This is a genomic window from Chlamydia avium 10DC88 (genome assembly GCF_000583875.1).
GTDB classification, from domain to species: Bacteria; Chlamydiota; Chlamydiia; order Chlamydiales; family Chlamydiaceae; genus Chlamydia; species Chlamydia avium.
On sequence record NZ_CP006571.1, the window covers coordinates 233,219 to 258,022 of the forward strand.

The window sequence follows — 24,804 nt, forward strand, 5'->3', positions numbered from 1 at the left end:
AAATCGTTTACTAACAAATCCACAATATGTTAACCTAAAGAAATAAAACTTATTTACAAGGAGATTCCCTCATGTCCAGGCAAAATGCTGAGGAAAATCTAAAAAATTTTGCTAAAGAACTCAAGCTTCCTGATGTAGCTTTTGATCAGAACAATACGTGCATTTTGTTTGTTGATGGCGAATTTTCTCTTCACCTCACTTACGAAGAACATTCCGACCGTTTATATGTTTATGCTCCTTTGTTAGATGGACTTCCAGACAATACACAAAGAAGGTTGCTTCTATACGAAAAGCTCTTGGAAGGCTCAATGTTAGGTGGACAAATGGCTGGTGGAGGCGTTGGAGTCGCAACCAAAGAACAATTAATTTTAATGCATTGTGTTCTTGATATGAAATATGCTGAAACAAATTTACTGAAGGCGTTTGCTCAGCTATTTATTGAAACTGTTGTTAAATGGCGAACTGTTTGTGCAGATATTTGTGCAGGAAGAGAGCCTTCAGTAGATACTATGCCTCAAATGCCTCAATCTGGAGGAGGAATGCAGCCACCTCCTACAGGAATTCGTGCCTAAAACTGCATGACGCGTCTTTTTACTTAATGAAAGTGAAGGCGCTTGCTCTTCGTACTTACATTTCGGGTTCTATATTTTCTACATGTAGAAAATAAATTTTTTGGGTTTTCTTTATTTTTTCTCCTAGGTGTTTTACATATTTTGTTGTTTTTCTTAAGTTGCTTTGATTTTTTATTGTCTGCATGAGGCTCATGTTGACGATATTCCTTAGCGGATGTATAAACTCCATGCAGCGGCTCCTTGCTAAACAGAATAGCAGGTAGTTTGATAATAATTTCGTTAGCTTCCATCTTAATTTTCGGAGCTTTTCTTATGTTTTAATTTGTCAACGGAGTTGTGCTTTATCTTCTACAGAGTTTAAAAGATAACCTGAAGGTGCTTCCAGGTATTTCTGGAGAACTATGATTTAGTATAGTTTTTAGTAATGAGTGAAGAAGCGTGATTCAATAAAAATTCAATAGGTGATTTTATGATGTTTGGTTATTTTGTGGGTTATCTAGGTGCCGATCCCGAGGAAAGAATGACTTCAAAAGGAAAACGTGTGGTTGTTTTCCGTCTAGGAGTAAAGTCTCGTACAGGAACGAAAGATGAGACTGTGTGGTGTAAGTGTAACGTATGGCATAATCGTTATGATAAAATGATCCCCTATTTGAAAAAAGGATCAGGAGTGATTGTTGCCGGAGATATTGCTGTGGAAAGTTATATGAGTAAGGATGGGACTCCACAGTCTTCTTTAGTAATTAGTGTAGATACCTTGAAATTTAGTCCTTTTAGTAGTAAGGGAGATTCTCGTTCTTCTATGACAGGAGTAGAAGGCATGGCAAAACAGGATCATATATCTTTAGGATTCGAAGGGGAAAGCATAGATACAGAGGCTATATCTGATAAAGATATGTATGCTGGTTATGGACAAGGTCAGGAGTATGTTTGTGAAGATGTTCCTTTTTAATTTCAATAGGTAATAAAAAGTCATTATTTGTATAGCGAGGTGACCTGTGGTTTTGTTTTATTCTCAAGCGTCTTGTAATAAACGTGTTAAGGCTGATGCGGTTATCCTTCCTTTTTGGAAGATAAAAGATAAGGCAAAATGTGCTGCAACAGTAGCAAAAGATTACGAGGCAATTTATCAATCAGCTTTGGATAATTTTACAGGGAAAAGCGGTGCAACAGAATTGCTTTATAGTTTAGAACAGGTTCCTGAAAAGCGTGTTTTGCTTTTGGGATTGGGGAAAAATGAGGAGTTAACTTCGCAAGAAGTCTTAGAGGCATATGCTCGGGCAACACGTATATTGCGTAAAGCGAAGTGCAAAACAGTAAATGTCATTCTTCCTACAATTTCTACAATGCATATTTCTGCTGAGGATTTTGTGAAGAATCTTGCAGCAGGAATGTTATCGTTAAACTACAACTATCCTAGGTATGTTAGAGATATTAGCAATACGGATCCCTTATTAACTAAGGTAACTGTATATGGTATTGTTGCTAAAATTGCTGAGAGAATTTTTAGAAAAGAAGAAAGCATTTTTGAAGGTGTGTATCTTACTCGAGATTTGATTAATGGAAATGCTGATGATATTACTCCAAAAAAATTAGCAAGTATTGCTCAGGGATTGGCTAAGGAATTCCCTAGTTTAGATGCTAATATTCTTGACAAAGAAGCAATCCTGAAAGAAAAAATGGGGCTATTTGCCGCTGTTTCTAAAGGAGCTGCTGTAGATCCTTATTTTATTGTTTTAAGTTATCAGGGAAAGCCAAAATCAAAGGATCATACTGTATTAATCGGTAAGGGAGTAACCTTTGACTCGGGGGGATTAGATTTAAAGCCAGGCAAGGCAATGTTAACAATGAAAGAAGACATGGCAGGAGCTGCTACCGTGTTAGGTATTCTTTCTGCATTAGCAGCGTTAGACTTACCCGTAAATGTAACTGGAATCATCCCTGCTACAGAAAACCCTATTGATGCTGCAGCTTACAAGATGGGAGATGTATATGTGGGCATGTCAGGATTATCTGTAGAAATTGGTAGCACAGATGCTGAGGGACGCTTAATCCTTGCAGATGCAATGACTTATGCTTTGAAATATTGCTATCCTACTCGAATTATTGATTTCGCTACTTTAACAGGAGCAATGGTTGTTTCCTTAGGAGAGGATGTTGCCGGTTTATTCTCAAATAACGACATCTTAGCTCAAAATTTGATAGATTCTTCAATGGAAACAGGAGAACCTTTATGGAGGCTGCCTCTTGTTGAAAAATATGATAAAGCATTGAACTCAGATATTGCAGACATGAAAAATATTGGGAATAATCGTGCGGGAGCCATTACAGCAGCCCTTTTTTTAAGGCGGTTTTTGGATAACCATTCTGTAGCTTGGGCTCATTTAGATATTGCAGGCACAGCTTATCGTGAGAAAGATGAAGATCTATTCCCAAAATATGCTTCTGGTTTTGGTGTTCGTTGTCTTCTTTATTATATAGAAAAGTTTTTGTCTAAGTAGTTGCTTATTAATTTCTTGCTTGTTAATAAAAGCGTTTTTATTTTTATTTTATTAAAAAAATAACAACTATTTTATTAAAGTTTTTCAATTTCCTGCCGATAGATGAGGTAAGTAATGACCTGTCTAATTAGGGGAAATGAAAATGTTAGGAGTACAAAAAAAACGTAGCAGCAAGAAAACTACAACGAAAGCTGTACGTAAGCCAGCTGCTAAAAAGTCTACGGCGCGCAAAGCTACAGCCCGCAAGACAGTTAAAAAAGCTACATCTCGTAAGACTGTAGCTAAGAAAGTTTCTACTAGAAAGCCAGCTGCTAAAAAGTCTACGGCGCGCAAAGCTACAGCTCGCAAGACAGTAAGAAAAGCTACATCTCGTAAGACTGTAGCTAAGAAGGCTGCTACCTAGAAAGCCAGCTGCTAAAAAGTCTACATCACGCAAAACTGCAACTCGCAAGACAGCTGAAAAAGCTACATCTCGTAAGACTGTAGCTAAGAAGGCTGCTACTAGAAAGCTAGCTGCTAAAAAAGTTGCAAGAACATGCTCGACAAAATCTGTTTGCTGTAAGAACCATAGACATACTGCAGCTTGTAAGCAAGTATGCTCCTCATCTGCAAAAAGAAGAGGAAGTTCCAGAGGTCGTATTCGCACAGCTCATGGTTGGCGTCAGCAATTGATGAAATTAGTTGCTCATTAGGAGTACGGTTTCATTAAGCAACAGTGAACGGTAAGAGATAATGATAAGGCTCTTACCGTTTTTTATTTTCATCTTGCCCCTCTCCTTCTGTACAGTTGGAAGGGAAACTGGTATAGTTCAGCACACAATCCTAGTGTGGATTTAAAAGTTGAGGAAAGGGTGCAAAGCTATACTAACTTTCAGGATTTCAATAAGTTATTTAAAGAACAATCCCCTTCTTTTGCAGTGATAGGATCTAACTCTGAAGAAGATAAAGATATTTGTATGGAGTTATTGGTCTCAGGAAAGATGAGAGAGTTTGATGCTTTAGGGTTGACAGTCAATGATTTATCTCAGTGGACAGAATCTTACGGATTGTTTGCTTTTTTAGAGACAATAGTGATCTATCGTGTAGAAAAATTATCACAATCAGTTCGAGATTTTTTCATTCGTTATTCTAATAATCCTCATCCGTATCTAACTTTTGTATTATTTACTACTAAGCAATCCTATTTTCAAGGACTGCAGAAAGATCTTCCCACAGCCATGTTTCTGTCATTATTTGGAGAGTGGTTTTCAGATAGAGAGAAACGTATCACGGCTCTTCTGACTCAAAAAGCCTCTTCTTTAGGTATTTCTTGTTCTTCTGCGTTAGCATCAGCTTTTGTAAAGAAATTTCCTCAGAGAGAGATACATTATCTTCTCGGAGAATTTCATAAGTTACTTTGTCAAATTGGGGATAAAAAAGTTTTAGAATATAAGGATATAGAGTCTCTAGTAGAGAAACAAGAACAGGTATCATTATGGAAATTTCGTGATGCTTTGTTGCAAAGAAATGTTCGGGAAAGTCAAGCATTACTGCATTCTTTATTATATGAGCATGGGGAAGATCCTTTATCATTAATTGCTTTCCTACGTGGGCAATGTCTCTATGGTTTACGTGGGTTAGAAGAAAAAAATAAAGATCATAGGTATCGTATTTTTTTCGTTTATGGGAAAGAACACCTATACCAGGCTTTAAGTCATTTGTTTTATGTTGAGAGTTTAATTAAGAACAATATTCAAGATCCTCTAATAGGGATGGAAACTTTACTCGTGAGAATGGCTTGTTTATAGTTTCCTTTGTTTGCGTAAAGATTCTCTTATTTCTATAGAGTAACTGAATTTTATTGTTTTATCTTTTTATTCGTTTATTATTTATAATTAAAAACGTTTTATTTTATTTGTTAATTAATGAAAAATTAATACGAAATTAACAAATGAAAGAATCTTTAAAAAGAATAAATTTGCAAAATTCTACTGCAACTAATACTGTTGATGAGTCTTCAGTTTCTTGCAGTGGTGACGAAGTACTAGTACATCAACCTTGGAATATAGGAAATACGACTATTAAAAATATAGTTCGGCCTACGATCAATGAATCAGAGAGTCTTCCTAATGGATGTATTGTACTCAAGAGTGATCTCAGTGATTATTTACAAAAGGGTCTTGTGACTACTAGTGGTACCTATTTGAGGACAATAGGTGGCCTTATGGTAGGAAACATCGATATGGGTAACAACAAGGTTTCTGGATTACCCACTTCATACGCAGAGATCCAAGTGGATTCTAAAGATATAGTATCCGTAGGCATGGTACAAGAAGATATTGGTGCGATTGCGGATACTGTGAAGATACTAGTCCGGCGTATGGATGAAATTACAGATCCTCAATATGGGTTGGACAAGCTATTCATTGATTTAGGATCTCCTGGGGAAAATGGAGTGTTAGCGCATCCGAATCAAGCTAAGTGGTTAATCATTAATGGCGATAATACCATGGAAGGGACTCTACATTTTCAGAAGCTAGAACAAACTAGCTTATTAGGTGAGAATCCTACGATTACAGGATTGTATATTGGTAACTCTTCGTCTTCGAGTGGGGGGAACGGGAGCTCGGGATCAGGGACACTTCAGGCAGTAGGAGCGATTTCTAATGAGACAGATGCTGATTTGTTAACTAGACTAGTCGCCGTGGATGATCTTACAAAAACTTTGGAACCTGTGAAAAATTCTACAGGAACAGGAACTTCGACTGCTACATATCCTCAATGGACGGGTATGGATGTTCCTTTTATTTGTTTGACTTCTTCGAATTCTTCTTCGACTAATCCGGTGAAATCAAAATGCGCAGATAAGTTTATGACATATACAAATGAAGGCCAGTTAACATTACTACGTCGGGGTTTGTATTTTATTTCTTTTTGCTTTGATTTTAGTTCTGCAAGTTCATCGGATACATCAGATTCATCAGCAACAGATGTGAGTTGTACTCTATCCTTAACTCCGAATGGGGGATCAAAAACAACAGTATATACATGTAGTGGTAAATCAGATACTACTTTAACAGGGCAATGTTATCTTTTTGCAGAAGGAGATACACCATCGGTTTCAACGACTCTATCCATAGAGGTTACTCCAACTCCTGTATCTAAAAAGATGTGGGCTATATCTTTTAGAGCATGTTATTAAAATAATTTCTAAAAAGGCTAAGAGTATCTTAGCCTTTTCTCTTCATGAAGAGGATGTTGGGAATATGGAAGGTAAAAGAGTCACTTGGTAAGACCATGAGGTAATGCTTGATGTCACTGATGAAGCATCTCCTGATGAGACATCGGAACTTACTGATGAAGATGAAGAGCTTTCTGAAGATGAAGAACTTCCTGATGTGTTTGGTACAGAGCTTCTTGTAGAGCTTATGCTTGTTTTGATTTTCAGTACTGAATTCTGTGTTTGAACAGGAATTTGACAACACACAGGTTGTCCAGATGCTAGAGAGGGAATCTCATATACCACAGTATCTCCTGTTGAGTTTGTGCTAGTTTCTTCTGCTTCTTCTCCTCCTGAACTAGTACTAGCAGGTGGGTTAAGTATGACACTGATATTTGATTTTGTATCGTTCGAACTTGTGACAGAAAAACATAGGGTAACAATTCCTACTCCTAGAATTTGCATTGATGTCTTATCGGAGTCTTCGATTTTTAGATATGTGCTAGAGGTTGGGGTAGTTATTAAAGAAGATGATGAAGTCTGTGTTGTTGTTGGCGTTGTAGTTGATGAGGAGATCGACATCTTGGGAGAAATGATCGATGTTGGTTGAGCCGATTCCGTCGATTCCGCTGGTGTTGGTGTTGTTGATGGTGTTTCTGTTGCGGATGTTGTAATTTCTTCCCAGTTAAAGTAACCCGAGGAGGAAGTAGAGATAGGATTACTAACAGTATTTCCTATCATCCCTACTTGAGGTAGAGTAATTTTGCTTTGTACATACTCCACATTGACTGCGTATTGTGTTTCTGTATCAGCAGGAGTTTTTATACCGGTAACTGTATGATTACTCATATCTAGATTACCGTTCATAGTTCCTCCGCTCACACTGATAAATTGAGCTGAGGAGGTAGTCTCTGAGCCATCATCTTCCTCATCTTCAGATACAATACCAAGAGCAGCCTCTATGTTGTTCATTTTATCTAAAGCACTACTGATGCTGCTAATTGCATCAGTGAGATCTTTGTTGTTGGTAACCTCACTAACTTTCTCGGAAAGATATTTAAAATTTACTGCATCAGAATCTTGAGGGGAGTCTCCCATCCCCAAGTTAGTGATTTTGTTTCCTCCCATGTTAATATTTCCTGTCAAAGTTCCTCCCGCTGTGGGGAGATATCCAGAATCTGGATCACTTTTTAATACGAAGTTAGATTTGAGATACTCTAGGGGTACAGCATCAGAGTCATTAGAAGGAGTAGCAAGTCCACTAATATTTTGACTATTCATATTAATGGGTTTTGAAGATGAAATCCCGCTACTAGTAACAGTAAATATTGATGAATTTGTTGTTTGTGTGGTGCTAGTAAGAAGATTAATTTGAGATGCTTGGTTATACTCTGTATTATTTTTCATATTTTTTGTTATTATTAATTATTTTTTTATAAAAATCTAATAACAATTAATATTGTTTTATTAAATTAAAAAGAAATATTCATGATTTCTTCAGCAACAGTATCATGAAATAAGCGGCCGCGAGAATTTAATGAAAGAAATTCCTCATTTTTATCGAAGAGTTCTTGTATGTGTGTGAGTGAGGTCAAGGTATGCATGAGAGGAAGAGGAAAGTCATTCCATCGTGCTCCTTGGGTAAGTCGTAATCGAAGAGCAAGAGCTTCTTTAATACGTTCTTTTTCAGGAAGACATTCTGTAAATTCATGAGTAGGGAGATTTTTACGTACAGCACGTAGATATTGAGAGATCCTTGATAGATTCTTGGATCGAGTATTATGAATATATTGAGAAGCAGAAACTCCTAATCCTAAAAAAGGCTGGTCTGTCCAGTAATAGAGATTATGCTTTGATTCTGTATGTGATTTTGCGTAAGATCCAAGTTCGTAGCGAGAAAATCCTTGGGAAGAGAGATATTCTTCAGCAAATAGGCTCATCGATGCTAAGGATTGGTCGTTAGCAATTGCAGGTAGAACAGCATGTCGGTGTTTGTAAAATGAAGTATGGGGATCTATTGTAAGATTATAAAGGGAAATATGAGAGATAGGCAAGGAAAGTGCCTGATGGATATCCGATATGAAATCTTCCAGAGTTTGTGTTGGCAGTCCATAAATAAGATCAATAGAAAGATTTGTAAAACCATATTGGTAACAACGATGTAAAGCACAAATAGCTGTTGTTGATGAATGTATTCTTCCTAAAGCTTTGAGGATGGGATCATGAAATGTTTGTATTCCCACGCTGATTCTATTGATGGGGGTTTGAGACAGTTGGCGTATATACGATTCTGATAAATCTTCAGGATTTGCTTCTAAAGTGATTTCTCGTGCATGGAGAGCAAAAACATCAAGAAGTTTATGAAAATAACGAGGAGGAATTAACGAAGGAGTTCCCCCTCCAAAGAATATTGTATCAATGAAGTAGCCATCTTTTAGGGATGAAAACTTATGTAACCCTTCTTGAAGCACCTGGTTACAATAAAGCTCTATCCATTCGTCACGATAAGGAATAGTATAAAAGCTACAGTAATGACATTTCTTCGAACAGAAGGGGATGTGGATGTAAAGAGCTAAGGGCTTTTTACCATTCATTAGCGTCGGGGTCGATAATTCCCCCTCGTCTCCAACGATTACGATCACTAAAAGGATCTTCATCATCATCACTGGGATAGTCGACTTCTATTCCCCCTTCTTCCCGCTCTTCATCATGGAATTCCATTTCCAGAGTTTCTCCTGGATCCAGTTCGATTTCTGTTTCCGTTGATTCTACAAACTCGATATCCGACATACTTGGTCCGTCTGGATATACTGTTTTTGTAGGAGAACGCCGTGGAGCTACATATTCTTCTATTTCTCCACTTTCTTTTAAAAGCTGTAGGCGTTCTTTTTCTTCGTGAATTTTATTTTCTAAAGAACGGATCTCTTCTTTATGTCTATCAACTTCTTTTTTAGGGACTAACCCCAATTTCATCCATTCAGTAAGATCGTGTAATTCAGATTCTAGTTTTTTTAGACGTTCACTTTTCATCTAGTAGGTACCATCCTGTATGCTAGAGAGCAGATGTAATGTATCTCTAGCTTTTTTTCAATAACAGAAAAAACAAAGATTATTTTTTTGAAAAATAAAAATTTGCTATGAAACGAAATTCTGATCGCATCTATTGAGAACAAATATCATATGGATTCTAAATTTGCTGGACAAGTCCATTCTTTGGATATAGCGTGGATTGAGTCTATGTTTCAACGATTTTTACATAATGAAACTTTAGATTCTTCATGGAAATATTTTTTTCAAGGATATCAGTTAGGTCTCGAAAGTACACCATCTCCATCAGGACAAGGAAACGATTGTGAAACTTTACAAGAGAAAAAAGCTCGGTTCCTTCTGATGGTTTATAGGTATTATGGGTATTTACAAAGTCAGATTTCTCCATTAACTTCTCCGCATCCTTCATCATTGATTCAAGAGAAAATTAAGAATATAGATCTTGATGAAATTGTTCCTTCTTTGGGCTTTCTTCCCCAGGATAAAGTTACTGTTCGTGATTTGATTCAAGAGTTAGATAATTGTTATTGTCGCGGAATCGCAGTAGAAGCACTTACTTGTTCTCCACAATTACAGGAATATATTTGGCAGCTTATGGAGAGCAAGTTACCACAAAGATCTTCGGAAGATTTAGTGAGAATTTATCGAGATATATGTAAGGCATCTTTTTTTGAAGAGTTTCTTCAGATCAAATTTACAGGACAGAAAAGATTTTCTTTAGAAGGAGGAGAGAGTCTAATTCCCATGTTGGAACATCTTTTTCATTTCGGTGTGGGGCTAGGCATAACAAGTTATGTGTTAGGAATGGCACATCGCGGACGTCTCAATGTGTTAACTAATGTTTTGGGGAAGCCTTACCGAGATGTATTTATGGAATTTGAAGACGACCCACAATCTCATGGTATTGATCATGTGGGGGATGTCAAATATCATAAGGGTTATGTCTCCAGGTCTCATAGTCATGGTCAGGAAATCATTCAGATTATGCTTCCAAATCCTAGTCATTTGGAAGCTGTAGATCCTGTTGTTGAGGGTGTAGTGGCCGCTCTACAGAATCAGGTTCCTCAGGATAGGAAACGCTCTTGCATTGCTATCTTGATTCATGGTGATGCCGCTTTCTCAGGACAAGGGATCGTTTATGAGACTTTGCAATTAAGTCAGATCCCTGGGTACTCAACAGAAGGAACTCTTCATATTGTTGTGAATAATCACATAGGGTTTACTGCTCAACCTAGAGAATACCGCTCTACACCTTATTGTACAGATATTGCTAAGATGTTGGGAGTCCCTGTATTTCGCGTTAATGGCGAGGATATACTTTCTTGTCTACGGGCGATCGAATATTCATTAAAGATTCGTGAAGAATTTGGTTGTGATGTGATTATCGATTTTTGTTGTTATCGAAAGCATGGACACAATGAAAGTGATGATCCTTCCATAACAGCGCCTCTGCTTTATAATGAAATCAAGAAAAAATCTTCGATTCGTGAAATTTTTAAACAGTTTTTACTGAATCAAAAATCTTTAGAAGTTTCTGAAGATAAATTCCTTAGAGTAGAAAATGATGTCCAGGAAATTTTAAACCAGGAATTTCAATCATTAAAAAAAGAAGAACAACATCTTCCAGTAGGATGCCGACATTGTGATCGTATGAACCTAGGGGAATTATTAGTTAATTCTCTAGATGTTTCTTTAGATAGGAGTACAGTATTTGAGATAGGATCGAAATTATGTAGTTTCCCAGAACATTTTACTCCTCATTCCAAGATAAAATCTCTCATTGAAAAAAGAATGAAAATGGTCCGAGGAGAAATCGGAATTGATTGGGGAATGGCTGAAGAATTAGCTTTCGCTTCATTACTCATAGAAAGATTTTCCTTAAGACTTTCTGGACAAGATTCTGTTCGTGGGACTTTTAGCCAAAGACATTTATTATGGAGCGATATTCATTCGGGAGATACGTATTCTCCTTTATATCATTTATCTTCGGATCAAGGTTCTTTAGAAATCTATAACTCACCCTTATCGGAATACGCTGTTTTAGGATTTGAATATGGCTATGCTCAACAGGCGGAACGTACGTTAGTAATGTGGGAAGCTCAGTTTGGGGATTTTTCCAATGGCGCTCAGATTATTTTCGATCAGTATATTTCTTCAGCAATTCAAAAATGGGATTTACATTCTGATCTTGTTGTTCTTTTGCCTCACGGTTATGAAGGCCAAGGACCGGAGCATTCGTCCGCACGCATAGAAAGATATTTACAGCTTGCCGCAAATTGGAACTTTCAGATAGTCCTTCCTTCAACTCCTGTGCAATACTTTCGTATTCTTCGTGAACACACAAAAAGAGATCTCTCTTTACCTCTCATAGTTTTTACTCCAAAAATGCTGTTACGTCATCCTGAGTGTACTAGCTCTATAGAGGAATTTTCTAGCCCTGGGGGATTCCAATCGATACTTGAAGATCATGAACCTAATTATGGTGCTAAGATTCTAGTTCTATGTTCAGGAAAAGTATATTACGATTTTCAAGATGCTCTGACCAAGAGACAAAGAAAAAATGATTTTGCATGTTTGCGTATTGAAAGCTTGTATCCTTTACATCTTGAAAGATTACTTCATTTAATTAAAAAGTATTCTCAAGTTGTTCATTACGTATGGTTGCAGGAAGAGCCCCAAAATATGGGAGCATATGATTATATCTTCATGGCGACACAAGACATTTTTCCTAAGAAGCTGTTATGTGTAACAAGACCTCGAAGTAGTTCTACAGCTACAGGATCTCAACGTATTCACCAGAAAGAATTTTTAACATTAATGGAAACATTGTTTTCTTTAGGTAGTGTATGATTACAGAAGTGCGCATCCCCAATGTTGCTGAGTCTATAAGTACTGTTACTATAGCATCTCTTTTAGTACCTTCAGAGAGTCTAGTACAGGAAAATCAGGGCATTTTGGAGATCGAGAGTGATAAGGTAAATCAGCTGATTTATGCTCCAGCTTCAGGAAGACTTGTTTGGGAAGTAGCTGAGGGAGATACTATTTCAGTAGGAGGTCTCGTAGCCAAGATATATGATGCAAACGAGGCTATTCCCGAAGCCTCAGACGATAGTTCTCATTCTCAGGAAAACACGACTTTAGATGCAGAAATCATTTGCTTCCCGAGAACGGTATCTCGAGAGCCTCCAGCTAAGGGTAAGACTTTTGTTCCATTACGTGATCAGATACAAAGGAAAGAAACAGGAACAAAAAATGAAATTCGTGAACGTATGTCTTCAATACGTAAAACGATTTCTCGTCGTTTAGTATCTTCACTTCACGAATCCGCTATGTTAACGACATTCAATGAGATTTATATGAATCCATTGATAGAGTTACGTAGGGAAAACCAAGAGAGGTTTTCTTCTAAGTATCATGTGAAATTAGGCTTTATGTCTTTCTTTATTAAGGCTGTTGTTGCTGGGCTTAAGGCATATCCTCGCATCAATGCCTTTATTGATAAGGACGAAGTTGTCTATCGCCAATACTATGATATTAGTATAGCTGTCGGCACAGAACGAGGACTCATTGTTCCTGTGATTAGGGAATGTGATACGCTTTCTAATGGAGATATTGAGGTTCAACTTGCAGATCTAGCATTACGAGCTCGTGAAGGGAGAATTTCCGTTGCTGAGCTAGAGGGAGGGTGTTTCACTATTACTAATGGTGGAGTGTATGGCTCTCTTCTATCTACGCCAATTATTAATCCTCCTCAAGTTGGGATTTTAGGCATGCATAAAATACAAAAACGTCCTGTTGTCATAGATAATACGATAACAATAGCGGATATGATGTATGTAGCTCTAAGTTATGATCATCGTATTATAGATGGTCAGGAGGCCGTAGGGTTCTTAGTCCAAGTTAAGGATGCGATCGAACATCCAGAATCCTTATTGAGTTTTTAATTTTATTCCCTAGGAAGGAGAAGAACAGCAGTTACATTGTTCTTTTTTGTATGAGGGTCTCGTTCATTAGGATCAGAATGAGCATTACGGTATCGCGAAGAAAAGAAAATATCGTGTTCTTCATAAGTACACCGCTCAGAAATAGTAATTTTTGAACGAGAAATACCCAAGTTCAGCAGTTGCTTTCTAGCCACGGCACGAAAATCCATATGATTTTCTTTAGGCATTAAAGGGAAAAAACTGGGAGGAAACAATTCTTTATAATCGGGATAGATGGCATGTTTAGGACCTAAAGAGGGACCAATGACAACAATCAGATCCTGAGGATTGGAATGGAATACCTTTTTTAGAATAGAAACCGTAACAGCATAGATATTTCCTACGAGACCACGCCAACCAGCATGAACATTAGCAATGACATGTTTTTCAGGGTCATAAAAGATGGCTGGCTGACAATCTGAGTGACGAATATGTAAAGAAAGCAAAGGTTCTTGAGTGTATAAACCATCACCAGGAGATCTTTGGGGAGATGTTTGTGTTGCATGCAGTAACGTTGTACTATGTACTTGCTGCAAATCACAAAATTTCTTTGCTCCTAAGTCTTGGCAGATGTCTTCGTTTTTAGGGGAAAAGATCTTCCCTTCACTATCTATTTGTTTAGGGAATAATCCATGGCGTATGGGAAAGTCAGAAAGCTCAGGAAAAGAAAGTTTTTTTAAATTAGCATACGTAGTCATAGTTCAAGGCATCATTCAGGGTTTTTCCAAACTCCGTATTCTTTTAACAGATGGATTAATTCTTGTTCAGCATTTTCCATGGGAATATGTGCTTTTACACATGTATGTTTTACATAGAGGTCTACCATACCTGTTTTAGATCCCACAAATCCAAAATCAGCATCCGCCATTTCTCCAGGACCATTAACGATACATCCCATAACGGCAATTTTTAGACCCACAAGGTGTTTGGTTTTCTCTTGAATTTGCTTTGTTACCTTAGGAAGATCAAAAAGAGTCCTTCCACATCCAGGACAGGAGATATATTCAGTTTTTACTAAACGTACTCCAGTACTTTGCAGTGTACTGAAAATAATTTCTCTAGATACATGGAGAGGAATATAGGGAAGATCTAAAATTACAGCATCGCCTAACCCATCCAGGAGTATAGCACCGAGTTCCGTAGCTATAGATACAGTAGCAGCATGTTCGTCTTCTGTTTGTTGAGACAAGACAATCATTACTGGCTGCGTCTCTTGTTTTCTTTTTTTAAAGAAGTTTCTGATGCTATGCATAAACGGAGGCGTAGCATGATAATAAACAAAAGGAGATGCTAAGGTAGAATCGCTACTCCACGTGTTTTCATTGTTATCGTACAAGTGAGGTGCCTGATGATCATGAAAGACTAGAATATGCTGTTTTAATTTTTCAACAATTGGCGTTTCCAGAAAGCATCGAGGAATAAGAACCCCTTCAGGAGTCGTTGTAGATTTCTTCCCTGTTTGTTTGTCTATACCTAAGGCTTCCAAAAGAGTATCTATGGAAGTGTTTTCCAAATGATGATCATGGAGTTTGAGAAATACTCCATATACGTTGCCCCATGGGGTATTTTTTTAATTTTTTTGAAGCTTTAACGAAACTTTCGGAGTTTTCTAAAGCAAAAGGATTCTCCTGTTTAGGGAGATCAAGGTACACTGCTGTATGTTTCAATAATGTTTTACATACATGAATTTCTTGCGTAGGGCAACCCGTTAGAGAACAACGAATGGTATCTCCTAGACCTTCGGCAAGAAGTGTCCCTATGCCTATGGAGGATTTAATGACTCCATCTCTTCCCATACCGGCTTCTGTAACTCCTAAATGAAGAGGATAGTGCCAACCACGAGCATCCAAATCTTTAACAAGTTGGCGATAGGCAGCAATCATTACCTTAGGATTGCTAGACTTCATTGAGAAAACAACATCTTGATAACCAAGTTTTTCGCAAATAGTAGCATATTCTAAAGCTGACATAACCATGCCTTCAATAGTATCTCCGTATCTCTGTAGTATACGTTCAGAAAGAGAACCATGATTAACTCCAATCCGCAAAGCTTTGTTTAAGCGTTGGCATTTCTCAACCAAAGGAGAGAACTTTTCTTCTAAGCGCTTAAGACTATCCGCGTAATTGCAGCTTCTTCCTGTAAACATATTGCGTTTATCAATGAAATTCCCTGGATTAATGCGTATTTTATCTACAATATCTGCTACATATGTAGCAGCTTGAGGGAAAAAATGAATATCAGCAACTAGAGGGATATGAATACCTTTGTTTATCAGGCGTTCTTTAATACGTTCGCAAGCTTGTGCTTCCTTAATACCCTGTACTGTAACCCGTACAATGTCACATTGAGCTTCTACAAGATCGCAAATTTGAGCTACCGTAGCATCAACATCTGCAGTAGGAGTTGTCGTCATTGACTGGTTTTTAATCGTATGGGTACTACCTATATAGAGATTCCCAATTTTTACTGAATGGGCGAAACGCCTAGTTATATGTTCAAGAGAGTGTGCCACTAATCTAAAAAAATTTACTTAACGATAAGTAGATGGATATTTTACTTAAGCTGACCAATTGAGAAGAAACTAGCTTAATCCATCGTAAAGTATTTAGAAAGTGGAAAAATTAAGATTGTTTCAAATTTTTTATTGAGAAAATCTTATAGTCTTTTTTCTTAATCAGAGAGGATCTCATAAAAGAGATACTGCCTTTTATTTTACTCTCTAATAAGTATTTATATTCTAATTGGGTCAAATCTTCTTATATAGGAAGACCTAATCCAGGGGGGCTAACAACCACGATATTCATACTTACCCCAGGGTGCATGACTGCGAACTGTGCTATAGCAGCAACCAATCCAGTTTGTATTGCAGATTTCCATGTAAGTGCTTCTTGGGACGTTTGTAGAGGAGATATAGATATTAGGGGGAGTTGAACCATATCCACTCCTAAGGTGATCGCTTGTTCTAGACAACGAGTATACGAAGATTTAGCAAAAGAATAAGCAAGGAAAGGATTATTTTTATGAAAACTTGCATCAGGAGTTTGAATGAATCCTAGGAAGTTCGGAAGACCAAGTCGATGTTTATTAGTTGATCCATCATAATTTTTCCAAGGAAGGAATAAACATTGACCTTCAGTAAGATGTTCAGGTCGATCGTACACAATATTGAGTATATCTAAATTTGCAAAGGTATTTTCGTTATTCTCTAAAGCAATCATCAGGTTACAGCAGCACTGTATGCGTGGTGTATACACGGATCCTGTTGTAGAGAAAAGAACCGTTTTCGAGTGATTAAATTTCCACACTTTTTGTAAAAATGCTGTCGAAGAATCTTCTAGTATATTGGGAAGAGATGTCCAATTATCAGTAATTAAGTCGGCATACTTCTCTAATATTTGTGTGTGGGGCGTAGTTTCATCCGTAACAAGAAGAGATAACAACTCAGTAGTAGATGCTGGAGATTCATCAATTTCTATAGATTTTTTAGGATGAGGGAATTGTTTAATAGCAATTATAGAGAGTATAAGTAATGAGAGTAGACCAATAGAGAGAAGAGGTAGGATACCAGAGAGAACAGAGGCAAGAACAAAACTGATGGTAGTTAAAGACATAAAAATAACGATAGCAATATGAACAACACGGCGTTTAAGTGATATCGTTGAAGATGTCTTCTCAACAGGAGGAGCCGTGATCTCCCTTAAGGAAGACTGGTTAACAATCATGGTCATTGAATTATAGAAACTTAATTTCTGGGCCTAGATAAAGATATTATATGTTCTCCTAGAGTAGCTCTGGGTAACGTACTTATGCTTTATTCTATTAGTTTTGTCGAAGAGCCTAAGTCACTGATTCTAAGCTTACTAGGTTATATGCTTACTGTTTATATGTAAAATCATTCTTATTGTAAAAGAAGAATTTCCATACCACCTCATCAAGATGAAAGGAAGGAAATCTCGTATTCAATAGAAATTCTAGTAGTTATGTATTTGTAAGATTTTTTTAAAGAATAGGAGAACCTCTATTTACCATGACAATAACTAAAGAATACTCTGGGTTTTTGAGCGCAAAGGTGATGACAGCCTTTACAAATGCTGATTTCACAGTACCTATCCATAACTCGTGTATATCTTTCCCTCGAACGATTGTTCCTGGTGGTGGAGCATAGTTGAGAGATGAGATTAGGGGAAGTTGAATATACTGAGATCTTAGTGACATTCCTCTTTCGAAACAAGAGAAATAAGCTCTGAAGACAAGTTGTTCGCACATATCTATATTGTTATCGCAATCCGCAGCATTGGGACCTAACATCTGTACCAGATAGCGAGGTAAACCTGATTTCTCAGAATTTATTGTGCCATCAGGATTTTCCCATTGTCCTACAGTACATTCACCGGGTTCGAGTAGGATTTTTCCCTCAGTAGAGTTAGCCCATCCTCGTGTACTTACAGCTGATGTAAATGCTCGGTTTGTTCCTCCTCCTCCTCGAGACATACGAGCATTAGCCGCATTGACCAGCATGAGACTGGATAAATTCGTATTAAACCTAGGATCAGCAATATCCCCTACTACAGAGACTAGGTAGGTTCGTGTTTTAGTAATGTTCCATACATTATGTGTTAGAGTTGTAGCTTTGGGCTCTACTTTTCCTATTTGAATTGACTGTGCATCGGGTAAGGGAGAGGCGTAGGCCTCTAACATACTTTGATAGTTATCCATAGATGATGGAAATAGGGGAAGCTCCTCGGTAGTCGTAGGTGTCTTAGGTAAGGATGGTTCTAATGGTGAGGATGGCTCTAATGATTCTAAAGTCTTCTTTACTTGCGGTAAGCGTTTTTTTGATAAAAAACAGTGCATAGCAGCAAAGACTCCTGCAAAAACTAAGGTTAAAGTAAGTAGTGGGGCTCCGATAGGTAAACTAACAACTCCTGCAATCAATAAGCCAGTCAAGACTAGGGCCCCTAAAATAGAAAGCACAATTAGTGATATTGTTGCTAGACGTGATCCAAGTTTAAGAGAGGATTGAGATGAAACAACCCTATCATCCGAAGAGGGGGGGACAGGTGAACGAGAGGCTGATGAAGAATGCATTGCGTCACTAAATTGTTAATTAAAACTAAACAGGATTAAAAAAATAAAAGCATTCTTTATAAAAAAGAAAATCTTTACTGGAGATAGTTTCTATTTTATTTTAAAATTTAATTTTAGTGCAACCGCCACGGATCTTACATTGACAAGCTAAACGCTCATTCAAATCTACATCTCCTAGGAAATCACTTTCTTCTTGAGTAAATTCTGAAAGATTTTCTCCTCCCTCAATGATTTCAATAACACATGTACCGCATACGCCTTCTGTACAAGCAAAGGGAACACCAGACTCTTCACAAGGTTGAGCAATGCTAGATCCATCTTCAAGGTCAAATTCTTTTTCTTCATCTTCGGAACAAACGATTAGTTTTGCCATGTTTTTCTCGATGTTAGTGTGACGTTAATGTGTAGAACCTTAAGAGTTCGGAGTAGAGGGATTCGAACCCCCGACCTATTGCTCCCAAAGCAACCGCGCTAACCAGGCTGCGCTATACTCCGTATGAATGCCTTACAAATCAGAAGAGAAGTTAGCATAGAAGAAAATAGTCTACAAGATAAAGATCAATAAAAGCTTGTATCTATTCCCAGAAGAGTTTTGCTTGAAGATATATATTTTCTATCAGTATTGAGAAAGCTAGAAGAGTCTCATAAGGGAGGCACTTGGTGATAACCACACAAGCGAAAACATGGCGAATGACTCTCATTCCCTTAGGGATTCTTCTTTCTTTTCTGTTCCCATTACCCCAAGTTCTATTAGATGTCGGGTTATGTATTAATTTTATCCTAACATTTACCTTAGTATTCTGGGTTTTTTCTTTAAAATCGATTTACTCAGCAAAGTTATTTCCTCCTTTATTTCTCTATCTTTGCTTATTTCGTTTAGGTCTAAACCTTGCTTCAACACGCTGGATATTATCTTCAGGTTGGGCATCCCCCATAATTTTCTCTTTAGGAAGTTTTTTTTCTTTAGGGAGTTTAGGAGCTGGAATAGCTACTTGTTGTTTATTTTTTTAGTTAATTTTTTGGTTGTCGCTAAGGGAGCCGAACGTGTTGCCGAGGTTAGAGCGCGTTTTATTTTGGAAGCCCTCCCAGGAAAACAGATGTCTTTGGATGCTGACTTATCTCAAGGAAGAATCTCAAGTACAGATATCGATAGGATTAAGCAAGACCTATTTGAAGAAAGTGATTTTTTCTCTTCAATGGAAGGCGTGTTTCGTTTTATTAAGGGCGATGCAATTGTCGGGTGTATTTTGCTAATTGTAAATTCCTGTGCTGCTGTCTATTTCTCTAGTTCTTTAAATTTTGATAGTTACAGTCTTTGGTTGACAGTAGTAGGCGATGCCCTAGTTAGTCAGGCCCCTGCATTACTTACTTCATGTGCAGCAGCAACTCTGATATCCAAAGTAGGGAAGAAGGACACCCTTATAGAACACATGTATCACTATTATGAGCAAGTTCGTGAGCATTTTCGTGCCATTGCTTTTGTGTTTTCTTTCTTGTTATTCGTTCCTGGAATGCCAAAGACTCTTATTATAATTTGCGTATCCACACTTCTCTTAGGATATAAAGAGCGAAAAAAAGAGGATGGCATATTACCAACATGGGAAAAGTTTCAAAAATTGTATCTTTATCTTCCTCAAGAGTACACGGGCCCTGATCCTTACGATATCTATAATCAGGCTTGTGAATCCATTTTTGAAGAGCTGGGAATTGCATTACAAATCCAAACGCATGTTTTATATATAGGGGAAACTTTGTCCCTGAATTATGAGGGACAGCAATTTCATTTCAAAGAAATGAATGTGGAAAGTCTTATCCCTATATTAAGGCATCTTGCTGCAGAGGTACTCCATGGAAAGCACATCAAAGAATTAATTAGAAATGCTCAGGAAGTTTGGGGACTGTCCATAGATGAAATCATACCTAAAAAAATTTCAGAAAATTCCTTAATTTTTTTAATGAAATCTCTTGTTAAAGAGCGAATTTCCTTAAGATTTTTTCCTAAGATTCTTGAGTCCATTGCTCTTTATGGGTCTACTGAAGAGAGTTTAGAAATTTTAATAGAGAAAATACGTAAGCACTTGGGGAAACATATTGGACGATCCCTATGGAATAAGGAGAATACTTTAGAAATTATTACTGTAGATGCTCATGTCGAGCAAATGATAAGTGACTTATACTCAAAATCTCACCCCTTGATGTGTGATAAAGTCGTTAAACAGGTTCAGGATATACTTGAACGATCTCAGGGAGGAGATTTCCGTGCCATTGTTACTGGATATGAATCAAGATGCGAATTAAGAAAAATCATCGAGCCTTACTTTCCTGATCTTTTAGTATTGTCACACAATGAACTTCCAGAAGAAATTCCCCTTTCCCTACTAGGATCAGTTTCTGATGAGGTATTGACTGTTTGAAGTATTAGAAGAATTACAAAAAAAATAAAAATGGTTTAATTAAAACTATTATTAGAAATAATTTTTAGAAATTGTGAAAAATAAAATAAAAAGCAATATTTCTGAAATATGGGATCTATATTGGAAAACATGCAATATAGAATATCGAGATATTCTTATTGATTCCTATTTGCATCTAGTAAAATACGCAGTGCATCGATTGATTTCTGGTATGCCCCCCCACGTAACAGCTGAGGATCTCTATGCTTCTGGAATAGAAGGGTTAGTGCGTGCTGTAGAGAGGTTCGATCCGGAAAGAAGTCGTCGTTTCGAGGGGTACGCCTTATTTTTAATCAAGGCAGCAATTATTGATGATTTGCGTAAACAAGACTGGGTACCTCGGAGTGTATACCAAAAGGCAAACAAGTTATCGGAAGCTATAGAAAATTTACGTCAATCCTTAGGAAAAGAACCTACAGATGGGGACCTTTGTGAGTATTTCCAAATTTCTCAAGAAGAATTATCAGGATGGTTTATTTCCGCACGACCTGCACTAATCATTTCACTCAATGAAGAAAGATCTTCATTTTATGATGGGGAAGGAATAGCCCTAGAGGAGAGAATTCCTGATGAACGTGCGCAAACAGGGTATGACATTGTAGATAAAAAAGAATTTATTCGGTGTTTATCTGCTGCTATCGAAGGACTCGATGAAAGAGAACGTAAGGTTATGGCACTCTATTATTACGAAGACCTAGTTTTAAAAGAGATTGGAAAAATCCTTGGTGTAAGTGAGTCACGTGTGTCACAGATTCACTCTAAAGCTCTCGTAAAACTACGGATTGCTTTATCTGCATTTGCCTTCTAAAGAAATCATGCGCAGTTTTTCTTAGATATGAAAGCATGGCGTAAGATAATTCCCATGCCTAATACTAATCCTCCTACAGTGGATAAAAATATAAAGAGGATATTTTTCGAGATTATTAAAGCTGCACAACCACCTAAAGTCATTGCCACAGAAAGAATAAAAAATACAATGGAAAGAATTAATAGGATTTGCTGTGACAATTTCAATAACAGGTTATTAGCAGCAGATCTATCTGTCGTAGTGATATTTGTGTTGCTCGTGTGAATAGAACCAATCATAGTCGTCTCGATTCAAAAATGAAACCGATTGTAAACAAAGATGCAAATTTATTCATATAAAGTAATTTTTTCTTTACGTTATGCCCTATAGGGATCTTGCATATTAAGAACATAGATAGTTAAGATGGCATTTCTCTCATAAGTTTTTTTTGTTAATATGCAAAGTTTTTTAGAGCATTTAAAAGAACGGGGAATTCTTGAAAATATCTCATCTGGATTATCCACACTTAAAGGTCAGGTGTCTGCCTATGTGGGTTTTGATCCTACGGCCCCCTCTTTACATATAGGGCATTGGATCGGGATATGCTTTTTACGTAGGATGGCCCAATTTGGGATTACCCCTATAGCTTTAGTTGGTTCCGCGACAGGAATGATCGGAGATCCTTCAGGTAAAAATACGGAGCGAACGTTATTACAACTTAGTGAAGTTACTCAAAATAGCCAGAAGATTTCTGAGTGTCTTGCACATTATTTACCAGGCGTGCAAGTTGTTAATAATTTGCATTGGTTTCAAAATATTACTATGATCGACTTCCTTAGGGATATAGGAAAGCATTTCAGATTAGGAACTATGCTGTCTAAGGACATGGTTAAGCAGCGTCTTCAATCTGAAGAGGGTATCAGTTACGCTGAATTTAGTTATATTCTCTTGCAATCCTATGATTTTGCTTTCCTATGGGAAAATTATGGAGTACGTTTGCAATGTGGAGGAAGTGATCAATGGGGCAATATTACTTCAGGAATTGACTATATCCGTCGGCGTGGGCTTGGGCAAGCATATGGATTAACTTATCCATTATTAACGAATAGCCAAGGAAAGAAAATTGGTAAAACAGAGGCTGGAGCTCTATGGCTGGATCCTCAAAGAACTTCTCCTTATGATTTATATCAGTACTTTTTAAGACTGCCTGATACTGAAATTCCTAAAATTTCTCGTACCCTGACTTTATTAAGTAATAAAGAAGTTTTCGCTTTAGATGAACAACTGCTTACTGATCCTCTGTCTACGAAGAAGTTTATAGCTGAAATTATTGTCACTTCCATACATGGAGAAGAAGGGATAAAATCTGCTCAGGTAATTACGGATAGTATTCATCCAGGTAAGGAAGCTAATATTTCTAAAAACGATTTTCAAAATCTTATTTCCATGGGTCACGGAGTGTCTTTAAAAAGATCTCAAGTGCTTAGAAGACGATGGATAGATATTTGTGTCGAAATAGGACTTTGTTCTTCTAAGGGAGAGGCTAGAAGATTGATCGCACAAAAAGGATTATATATTAATAATATTCCTATATCTGAACACGATGTTTGCGAAGATACTCAAGTATGTTATGATCATTATATTTTACTAGCGCAAGGTAAAAAGAAGAAGCTCGTTATGTATCTAGAATGAGTGAGGAGGGTTGGTGGAAAAATCAGATATCGGACTAATCGGTCTGGCCGTCATGGGGAAAAATCTTGTTTTAAATATGATAGATCATGGTTTTTCTGTTTCTGTTTATAATCGTAGTCCAGAGAAAACTCGGGAATTTCTTCAGGAGAATACGGGGAATGACCTCCTACAGGGATATGAGGATTTAGTAAGTTTTATACGCTCATTAAAGCGTCCTAGAAAAATCATGCTTATGATTAAAGCAGGTTCTCCCGTAGATCAAAGTATAGACTCTTTGTTGCCCTATCTTGATTCTGGTGACATTATTATTGATGGTGGTAATAGCTACTATAAGGATTCTGAAAGGCGATATCAGCAGCTTAAGGAAAAAAATATTTTTTTCGTTGGAATGGGAATTTCTGGAGGAGAAGAAGGAGCACGCTATGGCCCTTCTATTATGCCAGGAGGGAATGCTAATGCTTGGCCACTAATTTCTCCTATTTTCCAAAAAATAGCAGCACAAGTTCAGGGACGACCTTGCTGTTCATGGATAGGTGAAGGAGGTGCTGGACATTATGTAAAAACTGTACACAATGGCATTGAATACGGAGATATACAGTTAATTTGTGAAGCATATGGTCTATTAAGAACCAGGTTAGACCTTTCTCCAGAAGCTGTTTCTACTATATTTACAGAATGGAATCATCGTGAACTAGAAAGTTATTTGATGAGAATTGCTGTAGAAGTCCTAGCTCTTAAAGATTCCAATGGTGTCTCTGTTATTGACACAATTTTAGATGTTGCAGGGCAAAAAGGTACGGGAAGATGGACAGCCATAGATGCTATTTCCTCGGGTGTTCCCTTGTCTTTAATTATTGAATCCGTGTTAGCACGTTATTTATCTTCATGGAAATCCATCCGAGAGCAGGCCTCTCAAGAGCTCCCAGGAGTTCCTATAGTTTTTGAAAAACCTAAAGATCCCCATGTGTTTATTGAGGATGTATTCCAAGCTTTATATGCTTCTAAAATTATTAGCTATGCTCAAGGATTCATGTTACTAAAGCAAGCTTCTGAAGAGAATCAATGGAATCTAGATTTAGGAGAGCTTGCTTTATTATGGCGTGGAGGATGCATCATACAAAGTGCTTTCCTAGAATCTATTTATCATGGTTTCCAAAAGGAACCCCAAGCACCATCATTAATTTTGCAAAGCTATTTTAAATCAGTTCTGCAAAATTCTGAATCGGGATGGCGTAGGACAGTTGCCTATGGTGTAGGATCAGGGTATCCCATTCCTTGTTTGGCCTCAGCTATCACTTTCTATGACGGTTATCGTACTAAAGATTCTTCCATAGCTTTAGCTCAGGGATTGCGAGACTATTTTGGTGCACATACTTATGAGCGTAAAGATCGTCCCCGAGGAGAATTCTATCACACAGATTGGATAGGGACAAAAATGACCACTAAAATAGATTAGTTTTATATGCCCCCGTACGGGGGAACG

At 37.4% G+C, this 24,804-nt stretch carries 18 protein-coding genes, 1 tRNA gene and 3 pseudogenes; 12 read left to right on the forward strand and 10 right to left on the reverse strand.

The window, feature by feature from the left end; translation table 11 throughout:
* Nucleotides 1-71: 71 nt before the first annotated feature.
* The 6 genes and pseudogenes from RT28_RS01010 to RT28_RS01040 all read left to right on the forward strand — a co-directional run bounded on the left by RT28_RS01010 (nt 72) and on the right by RT28_RS01040 (nt 6,251).
* The gene (locus tag RT28_RS01010; RefSeq protein WP_020356100.1) at nt 72-572 is read left to right on the forward strand and encodes a type III secretion chaperone Slc1; all 501 of its coding nucleotides are present in this window, start codon (nt 72-74) and stop codon (nt 570-572) included.
* 469 nt (nt 573-1,041) lie between these two features.
* Entirely contained in the window at nt 1,042-1,521 is a 480-nt protein-coding gene (locus tag RT28_RS01020) for a single-stranded DNA-binding protein (RefSeq protein WP_122974109.1), read from the forward strand.
* Nucleotides 1,522-1,567: 46 nt separating this feature from the next.
* Nucleotides 1,568-3,070: a leucyl aminopeptidase gene (locus RT28_RS01025; protein ID WP_038500238.1), complete on the forward strand. Its 1,503-nt coding sequence runs from the start codon at nt 1,568-1,570 to the stop codon at nt 3,068-3,070.
* A 142-nt stretch (nt 3,071-3,212) separates the two neighbouring features.
* Nucleotides 3,213-3,762 (forward strand): annotated as a pseudogene (hctB, locus tag RT28_RS04965) (histone H1-like DNA-binding protein Hc2).
* 159 nt (nt 3,763-3,921) lie between these two features.
* On the forward strand, nt 3,922-4,857 hold the full coding sequence (locus RT28_RS01035) for a hypothetical protein (protein ID WP_020356105.1): 936 nt from the start codon (nt 3,922-3,924) through the stop codon (nt 4,855-4,857).
* Nucleotides 4,858-5,027: 170 nt separating this feature from the next.
* The gene (locus RT28_RS01040; RefSeq protein ID WP_240991522.1) at nt 5,028-6,251 is read left to right on the forward strand and encodes a cell wall hydrolase; all 1,224 of its coding nucleotides are present in this window, start codon (nt 5,028-5,030) and stop codon (nt 6,249-6,251) included.
* 42 nt (nt 6,252-6,293) lie between these two features.
* Here the strand turns inward: RT28_RS01040 and RT28_RS01045 are convergent, their stop codons facing one another.
* From RT28_RS01045 to RT28_RS01055, 3 genes are all read right to left on the reverse strand, one after another.
* A complete protein-coding gene (locus RT28_RS01045; protein ID WP_038500244.1) occupies nt 6,294-7,676 on the reverse strand; it encodes a hypothetical protein in 1,383 nt (460 codons plus the stop codon).
* Nucleotides 7,677-7,741: 65 nt separating this feature from the next.
* Nucleotides 7,742-8,863 (reverse strand): radical SAM family heme chaperone HemW, encoded by a 1,122-nt coding sequence (gene hemW / locus RT28_RS01050; RefSeq protein ID WP_038500247.1) that lies wholly within the window; start codon nt 8,861-8,863, stop codon nt 7,742-7,744.
* Nucleotides 8,853-9,299 (reverse strand): hypothetical protein, encoded by a 447-nt coding sequence (locus RT28_RS01055; protein WP_020356110.1) that lies wholly within the window; start codon nt 9,297-9,299, stop codon nt 8,853-8,855. Before RT28_RS01055 ends, hemW begins: the two co-directional genes overlap by 11 nt.
* 150 nt (nt 9,300-9,449) lie before the next feature.
* On the opposite strand from RT28_RS01055, the gene RT28_RS01060 reads away from it, so the two are divergent.
* Both RT28_RS01060 and sucB read left to right on the forward strand, forming a co-directional pair.
* Nucleotides 9,450-12,167 (forward strand): 2-oxoglutarate dehydrogenase E1 component, encoded by a 2,718-nt coding sequence (locus tag RT28_RS01060; RefSeq protein ID WP_038500251.1) that lies wholly within the window; start codon nt 9,450-9,452, stop codon nt 12,165-12,167.
* Nucleotides 12,164-13,261: a dihydrolipoyllysine-residue succinyltransferase gene (sucB, locus tag RT28_RS01065; protein ID WP_038500254.1), complete on the forward strand. Its 1,098-nt coding sequence runs from the start codon at nt 12,164-12,166 to the stop codon at nt 13,259-13,261. The genes RT28_RS01060 and sucB overlap by 4 nt, the downstream gene beginning before the upstream one ends.
* 2 nt (nt 13,262-13,263) lie before the next feature.
* Here sucB and pgeF read toward each other — a convergent pair whose 3' ends face one another.
* From pgeF to RT28_RS01095, 6 genes and pseudogenes are all read right to left on the reverse strand, one after another.
* Entirely contained in the window at nt 13,264-13,998 is a 735-nt protein-coding gene (gene pgeF / locus RT28_RS01070) for a peptidoglycan editing factor PgeF (protein WP_038500257.1), read from the reverse strand.
* A gap of 11 nt (nt 13,999-14,009) precedes the next feature.
* Nucleotides 14,010-15,813 (reverse strand): annotated as a pseudogene (locus tag RT28_RS01075) (4-hydroxy-3-methylbut-2-en-1-yl diphosphate synthase).
* 244 nt (nt 15,814-16,057) lie between these two features.
* On the reverse strand, nt 16,058-17,023 hold the full coding sequence (locus tag RT28_RS01080; protein ID WP_240991523.1) for a macro domain-containing protein: 966 nt from the start codon (nt 17,021-17,023) through the stop codon (nt 16,058-16,060).
* Between the two features lie 277 nt (nt 17,024-17,300).
* Complete coding sequence (locus tag RT28_RS01085; protein WP_038500263.1) at nt 17,301-18,389, reverse strand: macro domain-containing protein; 1,089 nt, start codon at nt 18,387-18,389, stop codon at nt 17,301-17,303.
* Between the two features lie 100 nt (nt 18,390-18,489).
* Entirely contained in the window at nt 18,490-18,762 is a 273-nt protein-coding gene (locus RT28_RS01090) for a 2Fe-2S iron-sulfur cluster-binding protein (RefSeq protein ID WP_020356117.1), read from the reverse strand.
* A 47-nt stretch (nt 18,763-18,809) separates the two neighbouring features.
* Nucleotides 18,810-18,884: transfer RNA gene (locus RT28_RS01095), tRNA-Pro, on the reverse strand.
* A gap of 195 nt (nt 18,885-19,079) precedes the next feature.
* Between RT28_RS01095 and RT28_RS01100 the strand changes: the two are divergent.
* Nucleotides 19,080-20,803, forward strand: a pseudogene (locus tag RT28_RS01100) (FHIPEP family type III secretion protein).
* Nucleotides 20,804-20,876: 73 nt separating this feature from the next.
* Nucleotides 20,877-21,650 (forward strand): FliA/WhiG family RNA polymerase sigma factor, encoded by a 774-nt coding sequence (locus RT28_RS01105; RefSeq protein WP_038500266.1) that lies wholly within the window; start codon nt 20,877-20,879, stop codon nt 21,648-21,650.
* 5 nt (nt 21,651-21,655) lie between these two features.
* Here the strand turns inward: RT28_RS01105 and RT28_RS01110 are convergent, their stop codons facing one another.
* Entirely contained in the window at nt 21,656-21,928 is a 273-nt protein-coding gene (locus RT28_RS01110) for a hypothetical protein (protein WP_038500269.1), read from the reverse strand.
* 157 nt (nt 21,929-22,085) lie between these two features.
* Between RT28_RS01110 and tyrS the strand changes: the two genes are divergently transcribed.
* Both tyrS and gnd read left to right on the forward strand, forming a co-directional pair.
* Complete coding sequence (gene tyrS, locus RT28_RS01115; protein ID WP_038500272.1) at nt 22,086-23,321, forward strand: tyrosine--tRNA ligase; 1,236 nt, start codon at nt 22,086-22,088, stop codon at nt 23,319-23,321.
* Between the two features lie 13 nt (nt 23,322-23,334).
* Nucleotides 23,335-24,777: a decarboxylating NADP(+)-dependent phosphogluconate dehydrogenase gene (gnd, locus tag RT28_RS01120; RefSeq protein WP_038500275.1), complete on the forward strand. Its 1,443-nt coding sequence runs from the start codon at nt 23,335-23,337 to the stop codon at nt 24,775-24,777.
* The last annotated feature ends 27 nt before the right edge of the window (nt 24,778-24,804 follow it).